The organism is Pseudomonas sp. Marseille-QA0332 (genome assembly GCF_054950175.1).
Window position 1 is genome coordinate 4,402,095 of sequence record NZ_CM143106.1, and the last position, 22,664, is coordinate 4,424,758.

The following is a 22,664-nucleotide window of genomic DNA, read 5'->3' on the forward strand; positions in this document are numbered from 1 at the left end:
CGCCATGAGTCGTGAAGCTTTGCAGGAATCGCTGTCCGCGGTGATGGACAACGAAGCGGATGAACTGGAACTGCGTCGTGTGCTGAATGCAGCCGGCGATGCCGAAACCCGTGCCACCTGGTCGCGCTACCAGGTCGCCCGTGCGGCCATGCACAAGGAGCTGCTGCTGCCGAACCTGGATATCGCCTCGGCAGTGTCCGCGGCGCTGGCCGAGGAAGCGGCCCCGGTAGTGGCCAAGCGCGGCCCATGGCGCAGCCTGGGTCGTCTGGCCGTTGCAGCTTCGGTCACCGTGGCGGTCCTGGCTGGCGTGCGTCTGTACAACCAGGACGAGATCAGCGGTAACCAGCTGGCAGCCCAGCAGCCGGCCCAGCAGACCTTGAGCGTGCCACAGGCGCAGGGTCCGGCGGTACTGGCTGGCTACAGCGAAAGCAGCGACCAGCCGACCGGCCCGATGGCCAACGGCGTGCTGCAGAACCAGGCCGGCTGGGACCAGCGTCTGCCGGAGCAGGTGCGCCAGCATGCCCAGGAGTCCGCTCTGCAAGGTAACGGCAGCGCCTTGCCTTATGCACGTGCGGCGAGCATGGAAAACCACTGATCAAGGACGTTCATGCGAGCGCTACCTCTCCTGCCGTTGCTGATCGGCAGCTGCATGGCAGCGCCTGCGCTGGCAGCCGGTTCCTCCGCCGAAGCGAGTGACTGGCTGCACAGGCTGGCCCGTGCCGAGAAGGAACAGAGCTACCAGGGTTCCTTCGTCTATGAGCGCAACGGCAGCTTCTCTTCCCACGACATCTGGCACCGTGTCCAGGACGGCAAGGTCAGTGAGCGGCTGCTGCAGCTCGATGGCCCGGCCCAGGAAGTGCTGCGCGTCGATGGCCGGGTGCAATGCGTAGGCGGCACGCTGGGCGACGGCGCGGACAGTCCGCCCGATTCGGCGCCGCGTGCGCTCGACCCCGCGAAGCTGACGAACTGGTACGACCTTGCCGTCACCGGCAAGTCGCGCGTGGCCGAGCGTGATGCGATCGACATTCGTCTCACCCCTCGTGACCAGCATCGCCATGGCTTCGAATTGCGTCTTGATCGGCGCACCGCCTTGCCCCTGGTCTCCTTGATGGTCAATGACAAGGGGCAGCTGCTCGAACGCTTCCAGATGACCCGGTTGGACACCGATGAGGTGCCCAGCGAAGCCGAGCTCCAACCCAGCCACAATTGCCATCCGGTCAAGCGTGCCGCCTCGCTCGAGACGACCCAGGCGCCTGGCTGGCATTCGCAATGGCTGCCGCCCGGATTCGAACTGGTCGACAGTTGGGTGCGCCGCGGCTCTACCCGCGACAGCCGGGTCGAACACCTGGTCTATGATGATGGCCTGGCCCGCTTCTCGGTATTCATCGAGCCACTCAAGGAGGTCGCAGGCAGCGATGCGCGCGTCCAGCTCGGGCCGACCGTGGCGGTTTCGCGACACTTGAACGCGGCCACGGGCCCGGTGCTGGTGACGGTGGTCGGCGAGGTTCCGCTAGGGACCGCCGAGCGGGTGGCGCTGTCCATGCGGGCAAGGGATGACCAGCCAGGGCAGTGATCGGCTGGCTGTGCGCCGTCCCCCTGCGAGCGCGCCGCTTCAACAGAAATTAACGGTTTGTCATTTGCAAAATTGTCGCAAATTACTTATAGGTCAGGCTTCTCGGAGTCTGACCTTTCCTGCGTTGCAGGGGGCTTACTGATAACTAGGCTCGTTTTGACGGGAGTCGTATGTCACTACCTCGCTTGAAATCCTATCTTTCCATGTTCGCTGCCGTGCTGATGCTCGGCCAGGTCCTCACGGCCCAGGCCGAGGAGGCGCTGCCGGACTTCACCAGCCTGGTCGAACAGGCATCGCCAGCGGTGGTGAACATCAGCACCAAACAGAAGCTGCCCGATCGCCGAATCGTCCAGGGCCAGCTCCCCGACCTCGAAGGCCTGCCGCCGATGTTCCGCGAGTTCTTCGAGCGCAGCATCCCGCAAATGCCGCGCTCGCCGCGTGGCGATCGCCAGCGCGAGGCACAGTCGCTCGGGTCGGGCTTCATCATCTCCGCCGATGGCTACGTGCTGACCAACAATCATGTGGTCGCCGATGCCGACGAGATCATCGTGCGCCTGTCCGATCGTAGCGAGTTGCAGGCCAAGCTGGTCGGTACCGACCCGCGTACCGACGTGGCGCTGCTCAAGGTCGACGGCAAGAACCTGCCGACCGTCAAGCTGGGCGATTCCGGCAAGCTCAAGGTCGGCGAGTGGGTGCTGGCGATCGGTTCGCCATTCGGCTTCGATCACTCCGTGACCAAGGGCATCGTCAGCGCCAAGGGGCGGACCCTGCCCAACGACACCTATGTGCCGTTCATCCAGACCGACGTGGCCATCAACCCCGGCAACTCCGGCGGACCGCTGTTCAACATGAACGGCGAAGTGGTCGGGATCAACTCGCAGATCTTCACCCGCTCTGGTGGCTTCATGGGCTTGTCCTTCGCCATTCCGATCGACGTGGCGCTGGACGTGTCGAACCAGTTGAAGAAGGACGGCAAGGTCAGCCGCGGCTGGCTGGGCGTGGTGATCCAGGAAGTCAACAAGGATCTGGCCGAGTCCTTCGGCCTGGAAAGACCGGCCGGTGCCCTGGTGGCGCAAGTGCTCGAGGACGGCCCGGCAGCCAAGGGTGGTCTGCAGGTCGGTGACGTCATCCTCAGCATGAACGGCCAGCCGATCGTCATGTCCGCCGATCTGCCACACCTGGTCGGCAGCCTCAAGGATGGCGCCAAGGCCAGGCTCGAGATCATCCGCAACGGCAAGCGCCAGAACCTCGACATCACCATCGGCGCGCTGCCGGAAGACGATGCCGATATCGGCGTGGGTGGCCAGGCTGGCGCCGAGCGCAGCAGCAACCGCCTGGGCGTATCCGTGGCCGATCTGACCGCCGAGCAGAAGAAGTCCCTCGAGCTCAAGGGGGGCGTGGTGATCAAGGAAGTCCAGGACGGTCCGGCTGCGATGATCGGCCTGCGTCCGGGCGACGTCATCAGCCATCTGAACAACCAGGCCATCGCTTCGGCCAAGCAGTTCACCGAGATTGCCAGGGACCTGCCGAAGAACCGTTCGGTGTCCATGCGGGTGCTGCGTCAGGGGCGTGCCAGCTTCATCACCTTCAAGCTGGCGGAGTAGGCGGAGTAGGCGGCTGCAGGGCGAGCGGCAAGCGGCAAGCAAGAGCGGGGCCAAACGGCCTGCCGGGCCTCGCTTGCATCCGGCCGCTCGCCGCCTGGGCATCAAGCCCAGGCCGGCAGAACCAGGCGGGGGCATGTTAGCCCCCGCTTTGCTTTTGTCTGCGGCTTGCGGCTTGCCACGCGCAGCTTGTAGCCTGCCCACCCTGATTGCAGTACAATTCCCGGCTATTTTTCCGCGGGCGTCCGGCTCGCAGCCTTATCGAGTGTTGACCTGTGAGTGATTTGAGTCATATCCGCAATTTCTCCATCATCGCCCACATCGACCATGGCAAGTCGACGCTGGCCGACCGGTTCATCCAGATGTGCGGCGGTCTGACGGCGCGCGAGATGGAGGCCCAGGTACTCGACTCCATGGACCTGGAGCGCGAGCGCGGGATCACCATCAAGGCGCACAGCGTGACGCTGCATTACAAGGCTCGCGATGGCAAGATCTACCAGCTGAACTTCATCGACACCCCAGGCCACGTCGACTTCACCTATGAGGTCAGCCGTTCCCTGGCCGCGTGCGAAGGGGCGCTGCTGGTGGTCGATGCTGGCCAGGGCGTCGAGGCCCAGTCGGTCGCCAACTGCTACACCGCCATCGAGCAGGGCCTGGAGGTCATGCCGGTGCTGAACAAGATGGACCTGCCGCAGGCCGATCCGGACCGGGTCAAGGAAGAGATCGAGAAGATCATCGGCATCGATGCCACCGACGCGGTCGCTTGCAGCGCCAAGAGCGGCATGGGTGTCGACGAGGTGCTCGAGCGCCTGGTCCAGACCATCCCGGCGCCCCAGGGCGAGATCGATGCGCCGTTGCAGGCGCTGATCATCGACTCCTGGTTCGACAACTACCTCGGCGTGGTCTCGCTGGTACGGGTACGCCAGGGGCGGGTCAAGAAAGGCGACAAGATCCTGGTCAAGTCCACCGGCAAGGTCCACCTGGTCGATAGCGTTGGCGTGTTCACGCCCAAGCACACCCAGACCGCCGACCTCAAGGCCGGCGAAGTCGGCTTCATCATCGCCAGCATCAAGGACATTCTCGGGGCGCCGGTAGGTGACACCCTGACCCTGGCCTCGACACCTGAGGTCGAGGTCCTGCCAGGCTTCAAGAAGATCCAGCCACAGGTCTACGCGGGCCTGTTCCCGGTCAGCTCCGACGACTTCGAGGACTTCCGCGATGCCCTGCAGAAGCTGACCCTCAACGACTCGTCGCTGCAGTACCTGCCGGAAAGCTCCGACGCGCTGGGTTTCGGTTTCCGTTGCGGCTTCCTTGGCATGCTGCACATGGAAATCATCCAGGAGCGCCTGGAGCGCGAATACGACCTGGACCTGATCACCACCGCGCCGAGCGTGATCTTCGAGGTCAAGCTCAAGACCGGTGAAACCATCTATGTCGACAACCCGTCCAAGTTGCCAGACATCTCTTCGGTCGAGGATTTCCGCGAACCGATCGTTTCGGCCAACATCCTCGTACCCCAGGAGCACCTGGGCAACGTCATCACCCTGTGCATCGAGAAGCGCGGCGTCCAGCGCGACATGCAGTTCCTCGGCTCCCAGGTGCAGGTACGCTACGACCTGCCGATGAACGAAGTGGTGCTGGACTTCTTCGACCGGCTCAAGTCGACCAGCCGTGGCTATGCCTCGCTGGACTACCATTTCGATCGCTACCAGTCGGCCAACCTGGTCAAGCTGGATGTGCTGATCAACGGTGACAGGGTCGACGCACTGGCGCTGATCGTGCATCGGGATAACGCGCACTACAAAGGGCGCGCGCTGACCGAAAAGATGAAGGAGCTGATTCCTCGGCAGATGTTCGACGTTGCGATCCAGGCCGCCATCGGCGGACAGATCGTTGCCCGGACGACGGTCAAGGCCCTCAGGAAAAACGTACTGGCAAAATGCTACGGTGGCGACGTGAGCCGCAAGCGCAAGTTGCTCGAGAAGCAGAAGGCCGGTAAGAAACGCATGAAACAGGTCGGCAACGTGGAGATTCCACAGGAAGCCTTCCTCGCCGTGCTCAGGTTGGATAGCTAGGTCCTATGTCGCTAAATTTCCCGCTGTTGCTGGTCATCGCCGTTGCTGTCTGTGGCCTGCTGGCCCTCATCGACCTGTTGTTGCTGGCGCCTCGCCGGCGCGCAGCGATCGCCAACTACCGAGGCAGCGTCACCCAGCCAGAAGTGGACGTGGTCGAGCGCCTGGGCAAGGAACCCTTGCTGGTCGAGTACGGCAAGTCGTTCTTCCCGGTGCTGTTCATCGTTCTGGTGCTGCGTTCGTTCCTAGTGGAGCCGTTCCAGATCCCGTCCGGGTCGATGAAGCCCACGCTGGAGGTCGGTGATTTCATCCTGGTCAACAAGTTTTCCTACGGCATCCGCCTGCCGGTGATCGACAAGAAGATCATCGAGGTCGGTGACCCGCAGCGCGGCGATGTCATGGTGTTCCGCTATCCCAGCGATCCGAACGTCAACTACATCAAGCGCGTGGTAGGCGTGCCGGGCGACCAGGTCCGCTATACCAGCGACAAGCGTTTGTACGTCAATGGCCAGCCGATCGCCGAGCAGCTGGTCGGGGCCGAGCCAGGTACCCTGGGCAGCGCGCAGCTGTACAAGGAGCGCCTGGGCCAGGCCGAGCACCTGATCCGCAAGGAAATGGCCCGCAATCGCATGCAACCGGACCAGCAGTGGACAGTGCCGGCCGGCCACTACTTCATGATGGGCGACAACCGCGACAACTCCAACGACAGCCGCTACTGGGACGATCCTAACATTCCGAAGGAGCTGCACGGCATGGTTCCGGACCGGAACATCGTCGGCAAGGCGTTCGCCGTCTGGATGAGCTGGCCTGAGCCCAAGCTCGGGCACCTTCCCAACCTGTCGCGGGTTGGCCTGATCCAGTGATACCCGATCGGCGTTGTCCGCAGGACGGCGCCGAATGCATTTCTGACATAGGCTGTGTTCAATGGGACCGCTCGGTCCGGCCGCTGCTCGACAGCGCTCCACAGCCACACAGTCTTCCAGGAAGTCGATTTGAACAACGTGTTGAATCCGGCGACTCTCTCCAACGAGACGCCAAACCGAGCGACCGCAGCCGCCCCGCAGGTGAACGCATGACCGCGTCCCTGAGTCGCCTGGAGCGCAAGCTCGGCTATACCTTCAAGAACCAGGACCAGATGCTCCTGGCACTCACCCACCGCAGCTATGCCGGCCGCAACAACGAACGTCTGGAGTTCCTCGGTGACGCGATACTCAACTTCGTGGTCGGCGAGGCGCTGTACGAGCGCTTTCCGCAGGCTCGCGAAGGCCAGCTGTCGCGCCTGCGTGCCCGCCTGGTCAAGGGCGAGACCCTGGCCCGCCTGGCGCGTGGCTTCGATCTGGGCGAGTACCTGCGACTGGGCTCGGGCGAGCTCAAGAGTGGCGGCTTTCGTCGCGAGTCGATCCTGGCCGACGCCCTGGAGGCACTGATCGGCGCCATCTACCTGGATGCCGACATCACTGCCGCGCGTGAACGTATCCTGGCCTGGCTGGTCGACGAGTTCGAGGGGCTTACCCTGGTCGACACCAACAAGGACCCGAAGACCCGCCTGCAGGAGTTCCTGCAGTCACGGGCCTGTGAACTGCCGCGCTACGAAGTGGTGGACATCCAGGGCGAACCCCATTGCCGGACCTTCTTCGTCGAATGCGAGGTCGCCCTGCTCAACAAGAAGAGCCGTGGTCAGGGCGTGAGCCGGCGTATCGCCGAGCAGGTCGCCGCCGCCGCCGCATTGATCGCCTTGGGCGTGGAGAATGGCAATGACTGATAGCAATCCGACCCGTTGCGGCTATGTGGCCATCGTCGGCCGACCCAATGTCGGCAAGTCGACCTTGCTCAACCATATTCTCGGCCAGAAGCTGGCGATCACTTCGCGCAAGCCGCAGACGACTCGCCACAACATGCTCGGGATCAAGACCGAAGGCACTGTACAGGCGGTCTATGTCGATACTCCGGGCATGCACAAGGCCAACGACAAGGCCTTGAACCGCTACATGAACCGCAACGCAGCGGCCGCCCTGAAGGACGTCGACGTGGTCATCTTCGTGGTCGACCGGACCCGCTGGACCGATGAGGACCAATTGGTGCTCGAGCGGGTCCAGTACGTTCAGGGGCCGGTGATCGTGGCGGTCAACAAGACCGACCGGCTGGATGAAAAGGCCGAGCTGATCCCGCACCTCAAGTGGCTGCAGGAACAGTTGCCCAACGCCGAGATCGTGCCGATCTCCGCCCAGCAGGGGCATAACCTGGAGGCGCTCGAGGGCCTGATCGCCAGCCGTCTGCCGGAGAACGAACACTTCTTCCCGGAGGACCAGATCACCGATCGCAGCAGCCGCTTCCTGGCCGCCGAGCTGGTGCGCGAGAAGATCATGCGCCAGCTGGGTGCCGAGCTGCCCTACCAGATCACCGTCGAGATCGAGGAGTTCAAGCAGCAAGGCCATGTGCTGCATATCCACGCGCTGATCCTGGTGGAACGTGACGGGCAGAAGAAGATCATCATTGGCGACAAGGGCGAGCGCATCAAGCGCATCGGATCCGATGCCCGCAAGGACATGGAGCTCTTGTTCGACGCCAAGGTCATGCTCAACCTTTGGGTCAAGGTCAAGGGTGGCTGGTCCGATGACGAACGAGCCCTGCGTTCGCTGGGCTACGGCGACCTCTAGCCTTCGGTGGTCCGCGTCTGCGGGCCGCCCCTCTGGATGATGCGCCATGGAGCGACCTGTCGGGCAACCGGCCTATGTGCTGCACAGCCGTGCCTACCGTGAAGCCAGCGCCCTGGTGGATTTCTTCACGCCGCAAGGCTGCGTGCGGGCGGTGTTGCGGCGCGCGCGTGGCAAAGGCGGCAGCCTGGTCCGGCCGTTCGTGCCGCTGGAGGTCGAGCTGCGCGGTCGTGGCGAACTCAAAACCGTCGGTCGCCTGGAGAGTATCGGCGTCGCCACCTGGCTGCACGGGGACGCCTTGTTCAGCGGGCTGTACCTCAACGAGCTGCTGGTTCGTCTACTGCCCCTCGAAGTCCCTCACCCACGCTTGTTCGACCATTATGGGCTGACCTTGCAAGCCATGGCGCAGGGACGCGCACTGGAACCTCTGTTGCGCACCTTCGAGTGGCAGCTGCTGGAGGAGCTTGGTTACGCCTTCGCTCTCGACCGGGATGCCGCAGGCATGCCAGTGGAGCCGGCAGGGCTGTACCGTCTGCAAGTCGAGTCGGGCCTCGAGCGGGTGGAGCGGGTACAGCCTGGCCTGTTCAATGGCGCCGAGCTGCTGGCGCTCGCCGAGGCTGACTGGAATGCGCCGGGTGCCTTGCTCGCAGCCAAGCGCCTGATGCGCCAGGCCCTGGCGGTTCATCTCGGATCCAGGCCGCTGGTCAGTCGCGAGCTGTTTCGCAAGCGCTGAGCACACCGTATGCTGTGAGGCTCAATTTTCAGGAGAGCCTTTCGTGACTCACAGTAACCGCATGCTTCTGGGCGTCAACATCGACCATGTGGCCACGCTGCGCCAAGCCCGAGGAACCCGTTATCCGGACCCGGTCAAGGCCGCCCTGGACGCGGAAGAGGCGGGCGCCGACGGCATTACCGTGCATTTGCGTGAAGACCGCCGTCATATCCAGGAGCGCGACGTGCTGCTGCTCAAGGATGTCCTGCAGACTCGGATGAATTTCGAGATGGGCGTTACCGAGGAGATGATGGCGTTCGCCGAGCGCATCCGCCCTGCGCATATCTGCCTGGTGCCTGAAACTCGTCAAGAGCTGACCACCGAAGGCGGCCTGGATGTCGCCGGGCAAGAAGCGCGGATCAAGGCGGCCGTCGAGCGCCTGGCGCGTACCGGCGCGCAGGTTTCGCTATTCATCGATGCCGAGCAGCGCCAGATCGAGGCAGCGCGCCGGGTTGGCGCGCCGGCCATCGAACTGCATACCGGCCGCTACGCCGATGCCGAAAGCCCGGCCGCGATCGCTCAGGAACTCAAGCGCATCGTCGACGGCGTGGCCCTTGGTCTGGACCAGGGCCTGATCGTCAACGCCGGGCACGGCCTGCATTACCACAATGTCGAGGCGGTGGCGGCGATCGAGGGAGTCAACGAACTGAATATCGGCCATGCACTGGTCGCACATGCGCTGTTCGTCGGTTTCAAGACGGCGGTGGCCGAGATGAAAGCCTTGATCGTGGCGGCCCAGAAGGGGTGATTCCGGCACCATCGGTGGGTGCTGGCAGGGCCGGCGCAGGATCGATCGCCGCCGGGGCGCCGGACCGGCGGCCAGTCCAAGGTGCCGTGCGGGTGGGGCTCTGCACGGCCGCACCGGGCCGCTACTTGCGGGCGACCAGCACCGCGCGCCTGGGGGCCGGCAGGCCTTCGACGGTCAGGGTGGGATCGTTCGGGTCGAGGAAGTCGCCGAGCGATTGATAACGCATCCAGGGCGTGCTGCGTTGTTCGGCCGTGCTGGTCACGCTGACGTCCACGCAGCGCACGTCGCTGAAGCCGGCGCGGCGCAGCCAGCGCTCCAAGGCGGGTACCGAAGGCAGGAACCAGACGTTGCGCATCTGCGCATAGCGGTCTTCGGGTACCAGCACCTGCTGTTCGTCACCTTCGATGACCAGGGTCTCGAGTACCAGCTCGCCGCCCTTGACCAGGCAGTCCTTGAGCGCCAGCAAGTGTTCGATCGGCGAACGCCGGTGATAGAACACGCCCATCGAGAACACCGTGTCGAAACCCTCGAGGTTTGCTGACAGGTCCTCCAGCGCGAAGGGCAGATGCCAGGCGGGCAGGTCCGGCAAGTAGCGCTGTACCGCCTGGAACTGACAGAAGAACAGCCAGTTCGGGTCGATACCGATGACCATGTCGGCCCCGGCCCCGAGCATGCGCCATTGGTAGTAGCCATTGCCACATCCGACGTCCAGCACGCGCTTGCCTTGCAAGTCCAGGTGCGGGCTGACCCTTGACCATTTCCAGTCCGAGCGCCATTCCGTGTCCACATGCACGCCGAACAGGTCGAAAGGTCCCTTGCGCCAGGGCGCAAGCCCCATCAGCGCCTGCTGCATCCGCACGCGCGTGGCATCGTCGCAGGCACAGTCCAGGCGTAGCCCATCGACCAGGTCGATCTCGACCGGTCGCAGCGCAGGCAAGGCATCCAGCGCGGCGCGCCAACGGGCCAGGTCGCCATGACCCTTGGCCATCTTGGCTTCGAGCTGGGCGGGCAGATCGTGTGCCCAGGCGGCCAATGGAGTGGAGGCGAGACGGCGCAGCAGGGGGGAGAGATCGATCATGGCAAGGCTATCAACGAAGCGAAATTGAGGCATTGGAACCAGGGCACGACCTTGGAAAAGCCGGCGGCGAGCAGGCGCTGACGGTGGACCTCGAGGCTGTCGGGCTTCATCACATGCTCGATGGCACTGCGTTTCTGGGCAATCTCCAGCTCGCTGTAGCCATTGGCCCGCTTGAAATCCAGATGCAGGTCGGTCAGCAGCTCCTGGGTCTGAGGGTCTTCGAAGCGCAGTTTTTCGGAAAGAATCAGGGCGCCGCCAGGCAACAGGGCCTGGCGGATGGTCGTCAGCAACTGCAGGCGCTGCTGCGGGGCGATGAACTGCAAGGTGAAATTCATCGCCACTACCGAGGCCGGCTGCAGCGTCAGGGCAAGAATGTCCGCTTCCAGCACATCCACGGGAAGCAGCTCCTGGAACATCGAGTCCTGGGCGACCAAGTATTGCCGACAGCGCTCGACCATGGCCGACGAGTTGTCCACGGCGATCACTCGACAGCCGTCGGCGCGTACGTGTCGACGCAGCGCCTGGGTCACCGCGCCCAGCGAGGCACCCAGGTCATACAACGCGGTATGAGGCTGGGCAAAGCGCGCGGCGAGCACGCCAAGGTTCTCGACGATGGCCGGATAGCCAGGCACCGACCGCTTGATCATGTCGGGAAACACACGAACCACATCCTCGTTGAACACGAAGTCAGGTACCTGTTGCAACGGCTGGGCGAATAGGCGGTCGGGGTCTTTGCTCACGGCGGTTCCAGGCAGAGGGCGACGAAGGGCCGGCATTCTAGCCGAACATGACCTGCCGTGCATCGGCCTGGCTGCCTATGCCGATACCCCGGTTGGCATGACGACGACCGCGGTCGTGCGTCAGCGAACCCTAATGGCGCAGTCGAACGTACGTTCAGGGCTGACCTCGGGCGCCCACGGTTGCTGGTAGACCAAGATCAGGTGGCTCGCGCCGGGCGCCTGCGCCTGGAAACGCCAGATCGATCTTCCGGCGCCACCGACCATCTCGTCGTCAGTGGCGTCTTCATGGACCTCCGGACCCAGGCTGCGCAGGATATTGGCTGCTGGCTGCTGCAACAGCCAGCGATAACCGGTGCTCGGGTTGCTTGGCAGGCGCAGGGTCAGGTGCTGGCCGCGAACCAGGTGGATGGGGCACTGCCCGGCGCCCTCCAGCAGCACGGCCGGCTCGGGGACAGGGGCCTGGGCGCAGGCAGCCAGCACTGCGCACCCCGAAAGCACGAATAGACGATGGATCTTCATAGTGTCTCCGCTGATCGAGTGCCTTGCCTGGCGATTGCAGGAACTGCTGCCCGCTGCCGCCCCCATCCGTGGCCACCGTATGTTCTGCCGGCCGGGTCGCTTCAGACCCATCGTAGGAGACCAGGGGTATGCAGAATCAAGCCACAGATGAACTGTTGCAGCAACAGGCAAGCCAATTGCCAAAGGCTTTGGTCGAGGCCATGGCCAAGCGCGACGGGCCCCAGGAAGGCGGCCTCACGTTGAGCCGGGAGCATATCGTCACGCTCAACCGGTATACCAACCATGTATTCGCGTTGCCTGACAGCCAGGACAATACCGAACGCTGGCTTGGTTACAAGGAGATCGACGAGCCGGAGCTCAGCAGCGACTCCATGCTGAAGCTGTTCAACGACCTGCGCGCCCATGCGCGACGCTGGGGACCCTTGTCCGACCGCAGCAAGGGCTTGGCGGCGCAACTGGCCGCGACTGCCAACGCCATCGGCTCCAGTGGTGAAACCATCGTCGAGGAATGCCGACGTATTCGTGCCCTCGGTCCGCAGGTGAACAAATGGGAGCAGGTCCAGTTCGCCAAACCTGTGGAGCTCGATACCCAGGACCGGCGCTCCGTTGCGACCCTGGTGGACTACCTGGCCGTGATCAAGGAAGACGTGGAGCATTATGCGCGCTGCGTCCAGCAGGTGCGCCAGCAGACCGAGGAGTTTCGCGACGAAGCACGTTTCAAGCTGGTGCCTGCCGTCAACCAGAAGTCCACCGCGATCAAGCGCAAGCAGAACAACGGGACGATCGAGCAACTGCGCGAGCGGCTTGCCGAACTGGACAAGGAAATCGAAGCCTTGCGCAAGGAATACGACCAGTATGTCGCGGCCGCCATCGGCGGTCTGGCTGCCGGCCCGATCGGCATCATCATCACCGGCAGCATCTATGGAAGCAAGGCCGAGAGCACCCGCAAGAGACGCACGGCTCGCCAGCAAGAACGCCATCAGACAAGCCAGCAACTGCGAGCCGAAGTGAATCTGGAGGGACGCCTGGAAGAACTGGCCACGTTCATGAGCGAACTCGATACCCGTCTGCAGGACGTGATCACCGCAGCCTCGCACCTGCAGACAGCATGGCAGATCGTCGAGAGCTACATCGATGCCTCCATCGAGAAGCTTGGGCGCATCAGGACGAATCAGGAACTGTCCCGGTTCATCATCTATTTCAGGCAGTTTCTCGCCCAGTGGGGCGCCATCGAGCAGACCTCGCTGCAACTCACCCGCATCTTCGACGAAGCCATATCGGCGCAATGACAAGGAGCCTACCGTGAACGACATCAGCGTATTGCCTACTTCGACCCAGACGCCTGACTACGGCAAGGTGCTGGCTGCCACCAAGCGCTATACCCAGGCCTGGCAACGAGAAACCTTCAAGTTCATTCCGCTGCTGCACGAATCGCTGGCGCGGCACATGCAGCTGTTCATCGCCTGTCGGCAGGGACTGGCGCGCAATGCCCAGCGCCTGATCGCGGAGCTGCGCAACGACCCGCTGCGCGATATCCTCGACGCGCTGGGCGAGGGCGAGCCCGATGAGCTGTTGAGCCTAGCCCAGGAGACCCTGCAGGACGTGAGGACGAAGTTGGCTGCCCAGCTCGCCCATGCGCGGGGCGAGCACCGTGCGCTGGCCGGGCTGCCTGTCTACGACACGACAGCTGACCGCTCACGCATCCAGGCCGACCAGGGACGAGGCGAAGTCAGCCAGCGTCAGCTGGCGGCACTGCTCGAACAGCATCAGGAACAGCTGGACAGTCTCGAGGCAGCTATCAGGGTGTTCGAGGAAAACGGCTTGCAGACCCGCTTCGAGGGCGTGATCCCCAGTACCGAACAGCTTGCCAAGCTCGCCGCGCCCGGTGGCGAGGCATTGCTTACCGCAGAGGCCATCGGCAAGGCCATCGAACGTCTGGAGACGTTGTTCGGCGATCTGGCCAAGGGCATGCGGTTTTCCCAGCTGCTCGAAGAGCGTGCCGCGCGTGCCCGCCAGATTGGCGAAGTGCGCCAGAACCTGCGCCAGCTTTCCCAGCGCAAGGCCGAACAAGCAAACTGGCTGGAGACCCTGGCGACGCTCCCAGCCTTGCTTGAGCTGCGCAGTGACTGGGCCAGTGGCATGGATCGCATCTGTATTGCCCTGGAAAACTTCCATGATCGATTGCAGGCACGGACCTTGGCCAGCGACGCGGATGTGCGCGCGCTGCAGAACGAGCTTCGCGCCCTGCTCACCTATCAGGCTGCATTGATGCAGCAGGATCGCGACGCCTTCTAGGCTTGTACGTGAAGTGCCCGCGCGACGATCATGCCGTGTTGAAAACGGGGCTCGGAATGCTCATTTACACGCTGTAAACTGCGCTTGCTCGCCTGTTTTCGCCTTGCCTGATCGCCGCTCGGCGACTTTCCGTACCAAACCCAGCTGGCGCCTGGTAGACGCCAGCGGCCAGACATGCCTGGCCACCTCGTCTGGGTTCGGTGGCCAGGGCATCGCCGTCAGCCGAACAGCACCTTGGCCACGTCGGCGAAGCGCCGGGCAAAATGTACGATCAGGCCGCTACGCAAGTATTCCGGCAACTCCTCGAAATCTCCCCGGTTGGCTTCGGGCAGGACCAGCTCGAGGATCTTCTGCCGGCGTGCGGCGATCACCTTTTCCCTGACCCCGCCGATAGGCAGCACCTGCCCGGTCAGGGTCAGCTCACCCGTCATGGCCACGCCTTTCTTCGGCGCCTGGTCACGGGCCAGGGACAACAGTGCACTGGCCATGGTAATGCCGGCGCTTGGCCCGTCCTTGGGCGTGGCGCCCTCAGGAACGTGCAGGTGAATGAACGCCTCGTTGAAGAAGCCTGGGTCGCCGCCGAACTGTTTGAGGTTGGAGCTGACATAGCTGTAGGCGATTTCCGCGGATTCCTTCATCACGTCGCCCAGCTTGCCGGTCAGCTTGAAGCCACGGTTGAGGGTATGGATGCGGTTGGCCTCGATGGGTAAGGTCGCGCCGCCCATGCTGGTCCAGGCCAGCCCGGTGATCACGCCCTTGCCGGCAAGCACCTGTTCGCTGCGGAACACCGGCATGCCGAGGGAGGCTTCCAGGTCCTTGGGGCCGATCTTCAGCTTGGCCTGGGGATCTTCGAGCAGCTTGACCACCGCCTTGCGCACCAGCTTGCCCAACTGCTTCTCCAGCTGGCGTACGCCTGCTTCGCGGGCATAGCCTTCGATCACCAGGCGCAGCGCGCCGTCACTGATGCCCAGACTGCTCTTGGCCACGCCGGCCTTGGCCAGTTGCTTGGGCCAGAGGTGACGCTTGGCGATGGCCAGCTTTTCTTCGGTGATGTAGCCGGACAGACGGACCACCTCCATGCGGTCGAGCAGCGGGCCGGGGATCGAGTCCAGGGTATTGGCGGTACAGACGAACAGCACCTTGGACAGGTCGAGGCGCAGGTCGAGGTAATGGTCGAGGAAATCGACGTTCTGCTCGGGGTCGAGGGTCTCGAGCAGGGCCGAGGCCGGGTCGCCCTGGTAGCTCTGGCCCATCTTGTCGATCTCGTCGAGCATGATCACCGGGTTCATCACCTCGACGTCCTTCAAGGCCTGCACCAGTTTGCCTGGCTGGGCGCCGATGTAGGTACGACGGTGCCCCTTGATCTCGGCTTCGTCGCGCATGCCGCCGACGCTGAAGCGATAGAAGGGTCGGCCCAGGGATTCGGCGATCGACTTGCCGATGCTGGTCTTGCCCACGCCGGGCGGGCCGACGAGCAACACGATCGAGCCACTGATCTCGCCTTTCCAGGCGCCTACCGCGAGGAACTCGATGATCCGGTCCTTGATGTCGTCCAGGCCCGCGTGATGCTGGTCGAGCACCTTGCGCGCGTGCTTGAGATCGAGCTTGTCCTGACCATACACGCCCCAAGGCAACGCAGTGGCCCAGTCCAGGTAGTTGCGGGTCACGGCATATTCTGGAGAGCCGGTTTCGAGGATGGCCAGTTTGCTCATTTCCTCATCGATGCGTTTCTGCGCGCTCGCTGGCAGGGTCTTGCCTTCCAGGCGCTGCTCGAACTGCTCAAGGTCCGCGCTGCGATCGTCCTTGGTCAGCCCCAGCTCCTGCTGGATGACCTTGAGCTGTTCCTTGAGGAAGAACTGGCGCTGATGCTCGCCGATCTGCCGGTTGACCTCTGCCGAGATCTCGTTCTGTAGCCGCGCGACCTCGACTTCCTTGCGCAGCATCGGCAAGACCTTTTCCATGCGCTTGAGCATCGGCACGCAGTCCAGCACTTCCTGCAGCTGACTGCCGGTGGCCGAGGTCAGCGCGGCGGCGAAATCGGTGAGTGGCGAAGGGTCGTTGGGACTGAAGCGGTTGAGGTAGTTCTTGAGCTCTTCGCTGTACAGCGGATTGAGCGGCAGCAGCTCCTTGATCGCGTTGATCAGGGCCATGCCGTAGGCTTTGATCTCGTCGGTCGGTTCGGAAAGCTGGCGCGGATACTCGACCTCTACCAGATAGGGAGGTCGATGATGCTTGAGCCAGGTGCGGATTCGCACGCGGGTCAGGCCCTGGGCGACGAACTGCAGCTTGCCGTTCTCGCGGCTGGCATGGTGGACCTTGACCAGGGTGCCATATTCGGGAAGCGCGGAGGTATCGAAGTGACGATGATCTTCCGGCGGGGTGTCCATGAAGAACAGCGCCAGCGAGTGATGGGGCGTCTTGGCCACCAGGTCGAGGGTCTCCGCCCAAGGCTCCTCGTTGACGATCACCGGCAGGACCTGGGCCGGGAAGAACGGGCGATTGTGGATCGGAATCACGTAGACCTTGTCGGGCAGCTGCTGCCCCGGCAATGCCAGATGATGCCCCGGCACGGCCTGGGCATCGATGTGTTCGACTTCGCTGTTATCGTCTTGATGTTCCGGGAAATCCTGCTGGTCGCTCATGGGGCACCTGCGTGAATGACTATGGTGCTTAGATGGGGCACGGCGCCCCGGGTTTCAAGCCGGGCAGCGGCAGGTAGCAGGCTGCAGGCTGCAAGCAGAAGCGGGGCCGTGCGGACTCCGCCTCTTGCAGCTTGCAGTTGCCCCGCCCGCCGCTCAGCGCAGCTTGTAGGCAATGATGTAGTCGCCCATCTTCGTCCCCAGCGAGCCATGCCCTCCGGCGGTCACCAGCACGTACTGCTGGCCATCCTTGCCGGTGTAGGTCATCGGCGTCGCCTGGCCGCCGGCCGGCAGGCGGGCCTTCCACAGCTCCTTGCCATCGTTCACGTCATAGGCACGCAGGTACTGGTCGAGGGTGCCGCTGAGAAAGCCCACACCGCCCGCGGTTACGATCGAGCCACCCATGCTCGGTACGCCTACCGGCAGGCCGATCGGCACTGGAGTGCTGTCGCGCGTGGTGCCGTTCTTGTGCTTCCACACCACCTTGTTGGTGAACAGGTCGATAGCGGCCACGTAGCCCCAGGCTGGCGCCTGGCAGGGCACTCCCAGGGGCGACAGGAACGGGTGCATGATCACGGCATAGGGCGCGCCGGTGTTGGGCTGCACGCCACTGGTCTCGCTTTCGCGCTTGCTTCCGGCCTGGACCTGTTCACGTGGGACCATCTTCGAGACGAAGGCCATGTAGTTGGGCGAGGTGAACAGCAGCTGGCGTACCGGGTCGACCGAAACGCTGCCCCAGTTGAACACGCCCACGTTGCCTGGATAGACCAGCGAACCCTGCTCGGAGGGCGGAGTGTATTGGCCTTCGTAGCGCAGCTGGCGGAACTGGATCCGGCACAGCATCTGGTCGAACGGCGTGGCGCCCCACATCGCGCGCTCGTCCAGCTCGGGGCCGAGCAGGTTGAGGTCCGAGCGTGCCTGGGTCGGCGAGGTCCAGTCGCCCTCGACCGCGCCCTGCGGTACCGGAATTTCGCGGATCGGTACGATAGGCGTGCCGTCCCGACGATCCAGCACGTACAGGCTGCCTTGCTTGGTAGGCACGATGACGGCTGGCTTTATGCCGTCATCGGTCTTGAGATGGACCAGGGTCGGCTGGCTACCGACATCCATGTCCCACAGGTCGTGGTGGGTGAACTGGTAGTTCCAGCGGACCTTGCCGGTGGCCAGGTCCAGGGCGACGATACCGGCGCTGAATTTTTCGGCGCCAGGCGTGCGGTCGGCTCCCCACTGGTCGGGGGTCTGGTTGCCCAGAGGCAGGTAGATCATGCCCAGTTTCTCGTCGGCGCTGGCGATCGACCACATGTTCGCCGAATTGCGACTGTAAGTCTGGCCCGGCGCGAGCGGGCGGGTGTCGTCAGGGTTGTTGCTGTCCCAGTTCCAGACCAGGCGGCCGTCATGCACGTCATAGGCGCGAATCACGCCGGAAGGCTCGTTGGTCGACTCGTTGTCGGTCACGTGGCCACCGATGATCACCAGATCGCGGGTGATGACCGCGGGCGAGGTGGAGTAGTAGCCGCCTGGCGTGAAGGGGCCGATGCCTTGGGTCAGGTCGATCACGCCCTGGTTGGCGAAGCCTTCGCAGACCTTGCCGGTATCGGCATCGAGGGCGATCAGGCGCGCATCGGCGGTCGGCAGGTAGAGGCGGCGAGGACAGGCCCGGGCCACCTCCAGCCCCGCGGGCGAGATCTTCGGCGCCGGGGTGCCGTCGCGGCTGACATAGCGATTCTCGTCATAGTACGAGACGCCGCGACAGGTCATGTGGGCGAATCCCTTGAAGCCGTTCGGGCTCTTGATTCGCGGATCGAAGCGCCAGATCTGTTCGCCGGTATCGGGGTTCAGGGCCAGGACATGACCGTGGGGGGTGCAGGCGTAGAGCATGCCGTTGACCTTGAGCGGCGTGTTCTGACTGGTGATTTCCACCGGATCGTTCTCGGTCGGCAGGTCACCGGTGCGGATTCGCCAGGCTTCCTCCAGCCGGTAGACATTCTGCGGGGTGATCTGGCGCAGTGGCGAATAGCGGTCGCCGTGTTCGGTGCGACCATAGGCCTGCCATTCTCCATCGGGCATCGCAGGCGCCGCGCTGGCCATCTCGCTGTTGTCGCGACCCAGTTCTCCACGAATCTCGCCAGGATGGGTGAACTGGCTAGCCAGGGCGCAGGCTCCAGAGGCCACGACCGCGGCGCCCAGCAAGGCAGTGTTGGCCTTCGATGCCGGGCCGACCAGGGGACGGCGCGTCCACGGCAGCAACAGCAGCACGCCAAGGGCGAACCAGATGGCCAGCCGCGGTACCAGCTGCCACCAGTCCAGACCCACCTCCCACAGCGCCCAGACGGTGCTGGCCAGCAATACCACGCCGTACAGGCCAAGGCCGATGCGACGCCTGGCCAGCAGCAGTAGCCCGGATAAGCCGAAGCCGATGCCAGCGAGCAGGTAATACGGCGAACCCCCCAGCCGGCTAAGCAGGATGCCGCCAGCCAGCAGCCCCAGCCCCATGAGCACCAGCAGCGCGCCGAGCAGGCGTGGCAGCCACGGCGTTCCATCCTTGGTAGTCGCAGAACTCATCGTTGGTGTCTCCATGATTGAGAAACGAGAGAAGGCTTGCTCGACAGCCGCACGAGCGTGGATGCCGGAACCATGGCAGACCCGCTCGTTGCTTGCCCTGCGCTAAACGTTCTGTGCGCAGGGACCGCCCAGGCGCGTGCCAGCGTGTTCCGTTCCTGGCATTGACTTGCATGGCGGGTCGCAGTTCGATCCGACTGCCAGGCGATGCGCCTGGTCGAGCCAACCCGGCGGCACGGGCCGTATGTCTGACAGACGCCTGCCCGGTGGCGGTGTGGGGAGGTTCGCGCTGCAAGCGCGCAAGATGCTGCCGGAACGCAGGTCCGGCAGCGGCAGGCATTCAGAACGAAGTGCGCAGGCCCACTTCGACACTGCGGCCAGGGGCGGGCGCGATGTCCCGCAGGATCGAACTGGAGTAGCGCACGGTCTGGTCGGTGAGGTTTTCCCCGCGCACGAATGCCAGCCATTGGCTCTGACCGACATCGAAGCGATAGCCAAGGCTCGCCCCGAGCGTGGTGTAGCCGTCGGTGCTGGTTTCGTTGTCCGGCCTGCGTCGCTGCGAGGCGGCATGCTGTACGTCCAGGCGCGCCTGCCAGTTCTGCTGTTCCCAGAGCAGGGCGCCGTTCAGGCGCAACGGCGCGATACGTGGCAATGGTTCGCCAGTGTCGAGGTTCTTGGCCCGGGTGTAGTCACCCGAGAGTTCCACGGCGAAGCTGCCGTAGCGGTTCTCGCTCAGTTGCCAGCGATCCTGGGCCTCGATGCCATAGAAGCGGGCGCGCACGCCCTGGTACAGATACTCAGGCAGATCGCCATGGTCATGGTCATGGTCGTGGTCGTGGTCGTGGTCGTGACCTTCGCGCAGATTGCCGCTGCCGATCAGACCGATGTAGTTGCGGAAGTGGCTGTAGAACAGGCCAACACTGCCTTTGTGGGTGCCGTTGTCGAAGCGTAGGGCCAGGTCGGCGGAGATGGCTTTTTCCTTGTCCAGGCCCGGATCGCCCACTTCATAGGCTCCGGTAGCCACATGAGCGCCGTTGGCGTACAGCTCGTAGAAGGTCGGGGCTCGCTCGGTGTAGCCCAGGTTGCCTGCCAGCGACCAGACCGGGTCAAGCTGATAGACCGCTGCGCTCGACAGGCTGCCTGCGGTGAAGCTGCTCGAGCCATCGGCTGCGAGGAAGTGCTCGTTGCCCTTGGCGTCCGGATCGACCTGGGTGTGCTCCAGGCGCCCGCCCAGGCTCAGCTCCAGCCTATCGCTGGCCTGCCACCGCTCCAGGGCGAAGAGGGCGACGCTATCGGTATCGGTATTCGGGACGAAGGCTTCTTCGCCCAGGGCGGAGAACTCGCTGCGACTCACCTGGGCGCCGAGCACGCCTTCGACAGGGCCCAAGGGCTGGTGGCGCGCCTCCAGGCGTGCCTCGTAGCCCTTGTTCTTGAACGTGGTATGAACTTCGCCAGCTTCGATCTCGCTGTGCTCGTAGTCGGTATAGCCGGCATCCAGTTTCACGGAGCTGAAAGGGCCGTCGAGATCGTCGATCTGCGCAGCGAAACCGTAGTGCTCCTGCTCCATGTCCAGGCGCACGCCCGGCTCGGCTACCGAACCATAGTCGCTGTCGTAGCGGCTATACGACAAACCCGCGTAACCATGGTCCCAGTGGTAGGCTCCACCCAGCGCGCCGCCATCCTGGCGACCATCGCTGTTTTCCAGGCGGTGCCGACTGCCCGGTTCGGCGGCGTCGCGCACCTTCGAGGCACGGGCGTAGCCGGGGATGCGCAGGTCGTTGAACCGACGACTGTTGGCGTCCAGGTGCAGAGCGAAGGTGCCATTCCCGGCCTCCAGCTTGCCGGCGCTGCTTCGAGTGGTGTCGGCACCGCCATAGCGAAGCTCGCCGGCGCCATGGATGCCGTCGATCGGCGTATCCGGGATGCGGTTGTCGAAGGTGTTGACCACCCCACCGATGGCATTGCCGCCGTAGAGCAAGGCCGCAGGGCCGCGCACGATTTCGATGCGCTCGACACTGTTGGGGTCCAGCGGCACGGCGTGGTCGTAGGACAGCGACGAAGCGTCCAGGGCGCCGACGCCGTTGCGCAGTATGCGGATGCGGTCGCCATCCAGGCCGCGGATCACCGGCCGGCTGGCACCGGGGCCGAACCAGGTGGAGGCGACGCCAGGCTGGCGATCGAGCGTCTCGCCGAGGCTGCCGTGCTGCGCCTGCAGCAGCCGTTCGCCTTCGAGCACGGTGCTCGGTGCAGCCAGTTGTCGACTACCCAAGGGGTTGGCCGTGATGACCTGGGTTTGGAGTTCCACGGCCTGGCCAGGCGTGGATGCCAGCCACAAGGCGGCGGCCAGAGGTGAAAGACGCAGTGACGGAACGAGCATCGAACGTAGGATCCTTGGATGATGAGTTATAGTTACAATATAACATCCTAATTGCTCGCACGGATCTTGGACAGATTTGCCTGTGCTGGCGCTGGCCGTGCTCTACGAGTCGAGGGTCGAGTCGTGTATCGTAGAAACCTTTTCCACTGTTGGAGTACAGGCATGGGCACCGCCCGACATGACGCATTGCATGGCAAGACGCTGGAGCAGGTGCTCACCGCTCTGGTCGAGTACTACCAATGGCAGGGGTTGGCTCGACGCATCGATATCCGTTGCTTCAAGAGCGATCCAAGCATCAAGTCGAGCCTGGCGTTCCTGCGCAAGACGCCATGGGCGCGGGAGAAAGTCGAAGCGCTCTATGTCGAGTTGCATCACAAGGCCGGTTGAATGGCGAGGCATCCATGGCTGACGCTGGCCGCCGTGCTTGGCTGGAGCGGCGTGGCGATTCAGGTGCAGCTGGTATTGCTGGCTCGTTGGGAGCAGCAGGCCAGTTTGCTGGGGGGACTGGTCAGCGTCTTCAGCTACTTCACGATCCTGAGCAATACCCTGGCGGCGACCGTCTTGAGCTACGCCGCGTTCGGCCGGGAAGGAGCAGCCAAGCGTTTCTTTCTCGACCCCAGGGTCGGCTCGGGCGTGGCTGCCAGTATCCTGCTGGTGGCGAGCGCCTATGGGCTGCTGCTGCGCCACCTGTGGCAGCCGCAAGGCTGGCAGTGGCTGGCCGACGAACTGCTGCATGACATCATGCCGACCGTGTTCACGGCGTATTGGTGGACAAGCGTGCCCAAAGGCACGCTGCGCCTGCGCCACCTGGCAGCGTGGAGCCTCTATCCGATTGTGTACTTTGCCTTCGTGCTGTGGCGCGGCCGCGAAATCGGCGTGTACCCATATCCATTCATCGATGTGGCCAGCCTCGGCTACTGGCAGGTCTTGCTCAATGCCGCTGCGGTGCTTGGCGGATTTCTCGGCATCGGTCTGGTACTGCTGGGGCTGGACCATTGGCAAGGCCGACGCCTGACCAGAATGGGGCAGGCTTGAGC

At 63.9% G+C, this 22,664-nt stretch carries 19 protein-coding genes; 13 read left to right on the forward strand and 6 right to left on the reverse strand.

The window, feature by feature from the left end; all coding sequences use genetic code 11:
- Positions 1–4: 4 nt before the first annotated feature.
- From ACY8GK_RS20340 to pdxJ, 9 genes are all read left to right on the forward strand, one after another.
- Positions 5–595 carry an RseA family anti-sigma factor gene (locus ACY8GK_RS20340; protein WP_196180625.1) on the forward strand — a complete coding sequence of 197 codons (591 nt, stop codon included), beginning with the start codon at positions 5–7 and terminating at the stop codon, positions 593–595.
- 12 nt (positions 596–607) lie between these two features.
- Complete coding sequence (locus ACY8GK_RS20345; RefSeq protein WP_462401906.1) at positions 608–1,573, forward strand: MucB/RseB C-terminal domain-containing protein; 966 nt, start codon at positions 608–610, stop codon at positions 1,571–1,573.
- 203 nt (positions 1,574–1,776) lie between these two features.
- Positions 1,777–3,177 carry a DegQ family serine endoprotease gene (locus ACY8GK_RS20350; RefSeq protein ID WP_462403044.1) on the forward strand — a complete coding sequence of 467 codons (1,401 nt, stop codon included), beginning with the start codon at positions 1,777–1,779 and terminating at the stop codon, positions 3,175–3,177.
- 272 nt (positions 3,178–3,449) lie between these two features.
- Positions 3,450–5,249, forward strand: a complete 1,800-nt coding sequence (gene lepA / locus ACY8GK_RS20355; protein ID WP_196180633.1) for a translation elongation factor 4 — start codon at positions 3,450–3,452, stop codon at positions 5,247–5,249.
- Between the two features lie 5 nt (positions 5,250–5,254).
- A complete protein-coding gene (gene lepB, locus ACY8GK_RS20360) occupies positions 5,255–6,109 on the forward strand; it encodes a signal peptidase I (protein ID WP_196180635.1) in 855 nt (284 codons plus the stop codon).
- A gap of 209 nt (positions 6,110–6,318) precedes the next feature.
- Complete coding sequence (gene rnc, locus ACY8GK_RS20365) at positions 6,319–7,008, forward strand: ribonuclease III (RefSeq protein WP_196180636.1); 690 nt, start codon at positions 6,319–6,321, stop codon at positions 7,006–7,008.
- On the forward strand, positions 7,001–7,903 hold the full coding sequence (gene era, locus ACY8GK_RS20370) for a GTPase Era (protein WP_196180637.1): 903 nt from the start codon (positions 7,001–7,003) through the stop codon (positions 7,901–7,903). The genes rnc and era overlap by 8 nt, the downstream gene beginning before the upstream one ends.
- A gap of 46 nt (positions 7,904–7,949) precedes the next feature.
- The gene (gene recO / locus ACY8GK_RS20375) at positions 7,950–8,633 is read left to right on the forward strand and encodes a DNA repair protein RecO (RefSeq protein WP_196180638.1); all 684 of its coding nucleotides are present in this window, start codon (positions 7,950–7,952) and stop codon (positions 8,631–8,633) included.
- A 61-nt stretch (positions 8,634–8,694) separates the two neighbouring features.
- Entirely contained in the window at positions 8,695–9,420 is a 726-nt protein-coding gene (gene pdxJ / locus ACY8GK_RS20380) for a pyridoxine 5'-phosphate synthase (RefSeq protein ID WP_462403045.1), read from the forward strand.
- A gap of 121 nt (positions 9,421–9,541) precedes the next feature.
- Here pdxJ and cmoB read toward each other — a convergent pair whose 3' ends face one another.
- The 3 genes from cmoB to ACY8GK_RS20395 form a co-directional block, all read right to left on the reverse strand.
- Entirely contained in the window at positions 9,542–10,498 is a 957-nt protein-coding gene (gene cmoB / locus ACY8GK_RS20385) for a tRNA 5-methoxyuridine(34)/uridine 5-oxyacetic acid(34) synthase CmoB (RefSeq protein WP_462401907.1), read from the reverse strand.
- Positions 10,495–11,274, reverse strand: coding sequence for a carboxy-S-adenosyl-L-methionine synthase CmoA (gene cmoA, locus ACY8GK_RS20390; RefSeq protein ID WP_196180641.1), 780 nt, complete (start codon positions 11,272–11,274; stop codon positions 10,495–10,497). The genes cmoB and cmoA overlap by 4 nt, the downstream gene beginning before the upstream one ends.
- Positions 11,275–11,358: 84 nt before the next feature.
- Positions 11,359–11,757, reverse strand: a complete 399-nt coding sequence (locus ACY8GK_RS20395) for a protease inhibitor I42 family protein (protein WP_462401908.1) — start codon at positions 11,755–11,757, stop codon at positions 11,359–11,361.
- A 128-nt stretch (positions 11,758–11,885) separates the two neighbouring features.
- On the opposite strand from ACY8GK_RS20395, the gene ACY8GK_RS20400 reads away from it, so the two are divergent.
- Complete coding sequence (locus ACY8GK_RS20400) at positions 11,886–13,046, forward strand: alpha-xenorhabdolysin family binary toxin subunit A (RefSeq protein WP_462401909.1); 1,161 nt, start codon at positions 11,886–11,888, stop codon at positions 13,044–13,046.
- Positions 13,047–13,059: 13 nt separating this feature from the next.
- Positions 13,060–14,052, forward strand: a complete 993-nt coding sequence (locus ACY8GK_RS20405) for an alpha-xenorhabdolysin family binary toxin subunit B (protein WP_462401910.1) — start codon at positions 13,060–13,062, stop codon at positions 14,050–14,052.
- Positions 14,053–14,270: 218 nt separating this feature from the next.
- Here the strand turns inward: ACY8GK_RS20405 and lon are convergent, their stop codons facing one another.
- The 3 genes from lon to ACY8GK_RS20420 form a co-directional block, all read right to left on the reverse strand.
- Positions 14,271–16,694 carry an endopeptidase La gene (gene lon / locus ACY8GK_RS20410; protein WP_196180647.1) on the reverse strand — a complete coding sequence of 808 codons (2,424 nt, stop codon included), beginning with the start codon at positions 16,692–16,694 and terminating at the stop codon, positions 14,271–14,273.
- A gap of 153 nt (positions 16,695–16,847) precedes the next feature.
- Positions 16,848–19,253 (reverse strand): glucose/quinate/shikimate family membrane-bound PQQ-dependent dehydrogenase, encoded by a 2,406-nt coding sequence (locus tag ACY8GK_RS20415; RefSeq protein ID WP_196180649.1) that lies wholly within the window; start codon positions 19,251–19,253, stop codon positions 16,848–16,850.
- A 337-nt stretch (positions 19,254–19,590) separates the two neighbouring features.
- Positions 19,591–21,627, reverse strand: coding sequence for a TonB-dependent receptor (locus ACY8GK_RS20420; protein WP_462401911.1), 2,037 nt, complete (start codon positions 21,625–21,627; stop codon positions 19,591–19,593).
- A gap of 162 nt (positions 21,628–21,789) precedes the next feature.
- On the opposite strand from ACY8GK_RS20420, the gene ACY8GK_RS20425 reads away from it, so the two are divergent.
- Positions 21,790–22,014: a VF530 family protein gene (locus ACY8GK_RS20425; RefSeq protein WP_462401912.1), complete on the forward strand. Its 225-nt coding sequence runs from the start codon at positions 21,790–21,792 to the stop codon at positions 22,012–22,014.
- Positions 22,015–22,662: a Pr6Pr family membrane protein gene (locus tag ACY8GK_RS20430; protein WP_196180655.1), complete on the forward strand. Its 648-nt coding sequence runs from the start codon at positions 22,015–22,017 to the stop codon at positions 22,660–22,662.
- Positions 22,663–22,664: the final 2 nt, after the last annotated feature.

Excerpts from the sequence above, each read along its gene's own strand:
- ACY8GK_RS20340 (WP_196180625.1), top strand. The coding sequence starts at position 5 with ATGAGTCGTGAAGCTTTGCAGGAATCGCTGTCCGCGGTGATGGACAAC.
- ACY8GK_RS20345 (WP_462401906.1), top strand. The coding sequence starts at position 608 with ATGCGAGCGCTACCTCTCCTGCCGTTGCTGATCGGCAGCTGCATGGCA.
- ACY8GK_RS20350 (WP_462403044.1), top strand. The coding sequence starts at position 1,777 with ATGTTCGCTGCCGTGCTGATGCTCGGCCAGGTCCTCACGGCCCAGGCC.
- lepB (WP_196180635.1), top strand. The coding sequence starts at position 5,255 with ATGTCGCTAAATTTCCCGCTGTTGCTGGTCATCGCCGTTGCTGTCTGT.
- rnc (WP_196180636.1), top strand. The coding sequence starts at position 6,319 with ATGACCGCGTCCCTGAGTCGCCTGGAGCGCAAGCTCGGCTATACCTTC.
- era (WP_196180637.1), top strand. The coding sequence starts at position 7,001 with ATGACTGATAGCAATCCGACCCGTTGCGGCTATGTGGCCATCGTCGGC.
- recO (WP_196180638.1), top strand. The coding sequence starts at position 7,950 with ATGGAGCGACCTGTCGGGCAACCGGCCTATGTGCTGCACAGCCGTGCC.
- pdxJ (WP_462403045.1), top strand. The coding sequence starts at position 8,695 with ATGCTTCTGGGCGTCAACATCGACCATGTGGCCACGCTGCGCCAAGCC.
- cmoB (WP_462401907.1), bottom strand. The coding sequence starts at position 10,498 with ATGATCGATCTCTCCCCCCTGCTGCGCCGTCTCGCCTCCACTCCATTG.
- cmoA (WP_196180641.1), bottom strand. The coding sequence starts at position 11,274 with ATGCCGGCCCTTCGTCGCCCTCTGCCTGGAACCGCCGTGAGCAAAGAC.
- ACY8GK_RS20395 (WP_462401908.1), bottom strand. The coding sequence starts at position 11,757 with ATGAAGATCCATCGTCTATTCGTGCTTTCGGGGTGCGCAGTGCTGGCT.
- ACY8GK_RS20400 (WP_462401909.1), top strand. The coding sequence starts at position 11,886 with ATGCAGAATCAAGCCACAGATGAACTGTTGCAGCAACAGGCAAGCCAA.
- lon (WP_196180647.1), bottom strand. The coding sequence starts at position 16,694 with ATGAGCGACCAGCAGGATTTCCCGGAACATCAAGACGATAACAGCGAA.
- ACY8GK_RS20415 (WP_196180649.1), bottom strand. The coding sequence starts at position 19,253 with ATGAGTTCTGCGACTACCAAGGATGGAACGCCGTGGCTGCCACGCCTG.
- ACY8GK_RS20420 (WP_462401911.1), bottom strand. The coding sequence starts at position 21,627 with ATGCTCGTTCCGTCACTGCGTCTTTCACCTCTGGCCGCCGCCTTGTGG.
- ACY8GK_RS20425 (WP_462401912.1), top strand. The coding sequence starts at position 21,790 with ATGGGCACCGCCCGACATGACGCATTGCATGGCAAGACGCTGGAGCAG.
- ACY8GK_RS20430 (WP_196180655.1), top strand. The coding sequence starts at position 22,015 with ATGGCGAGGCATCCATGGCTGACGCTGGCCGCCGTGCTTGGCTGGAGC.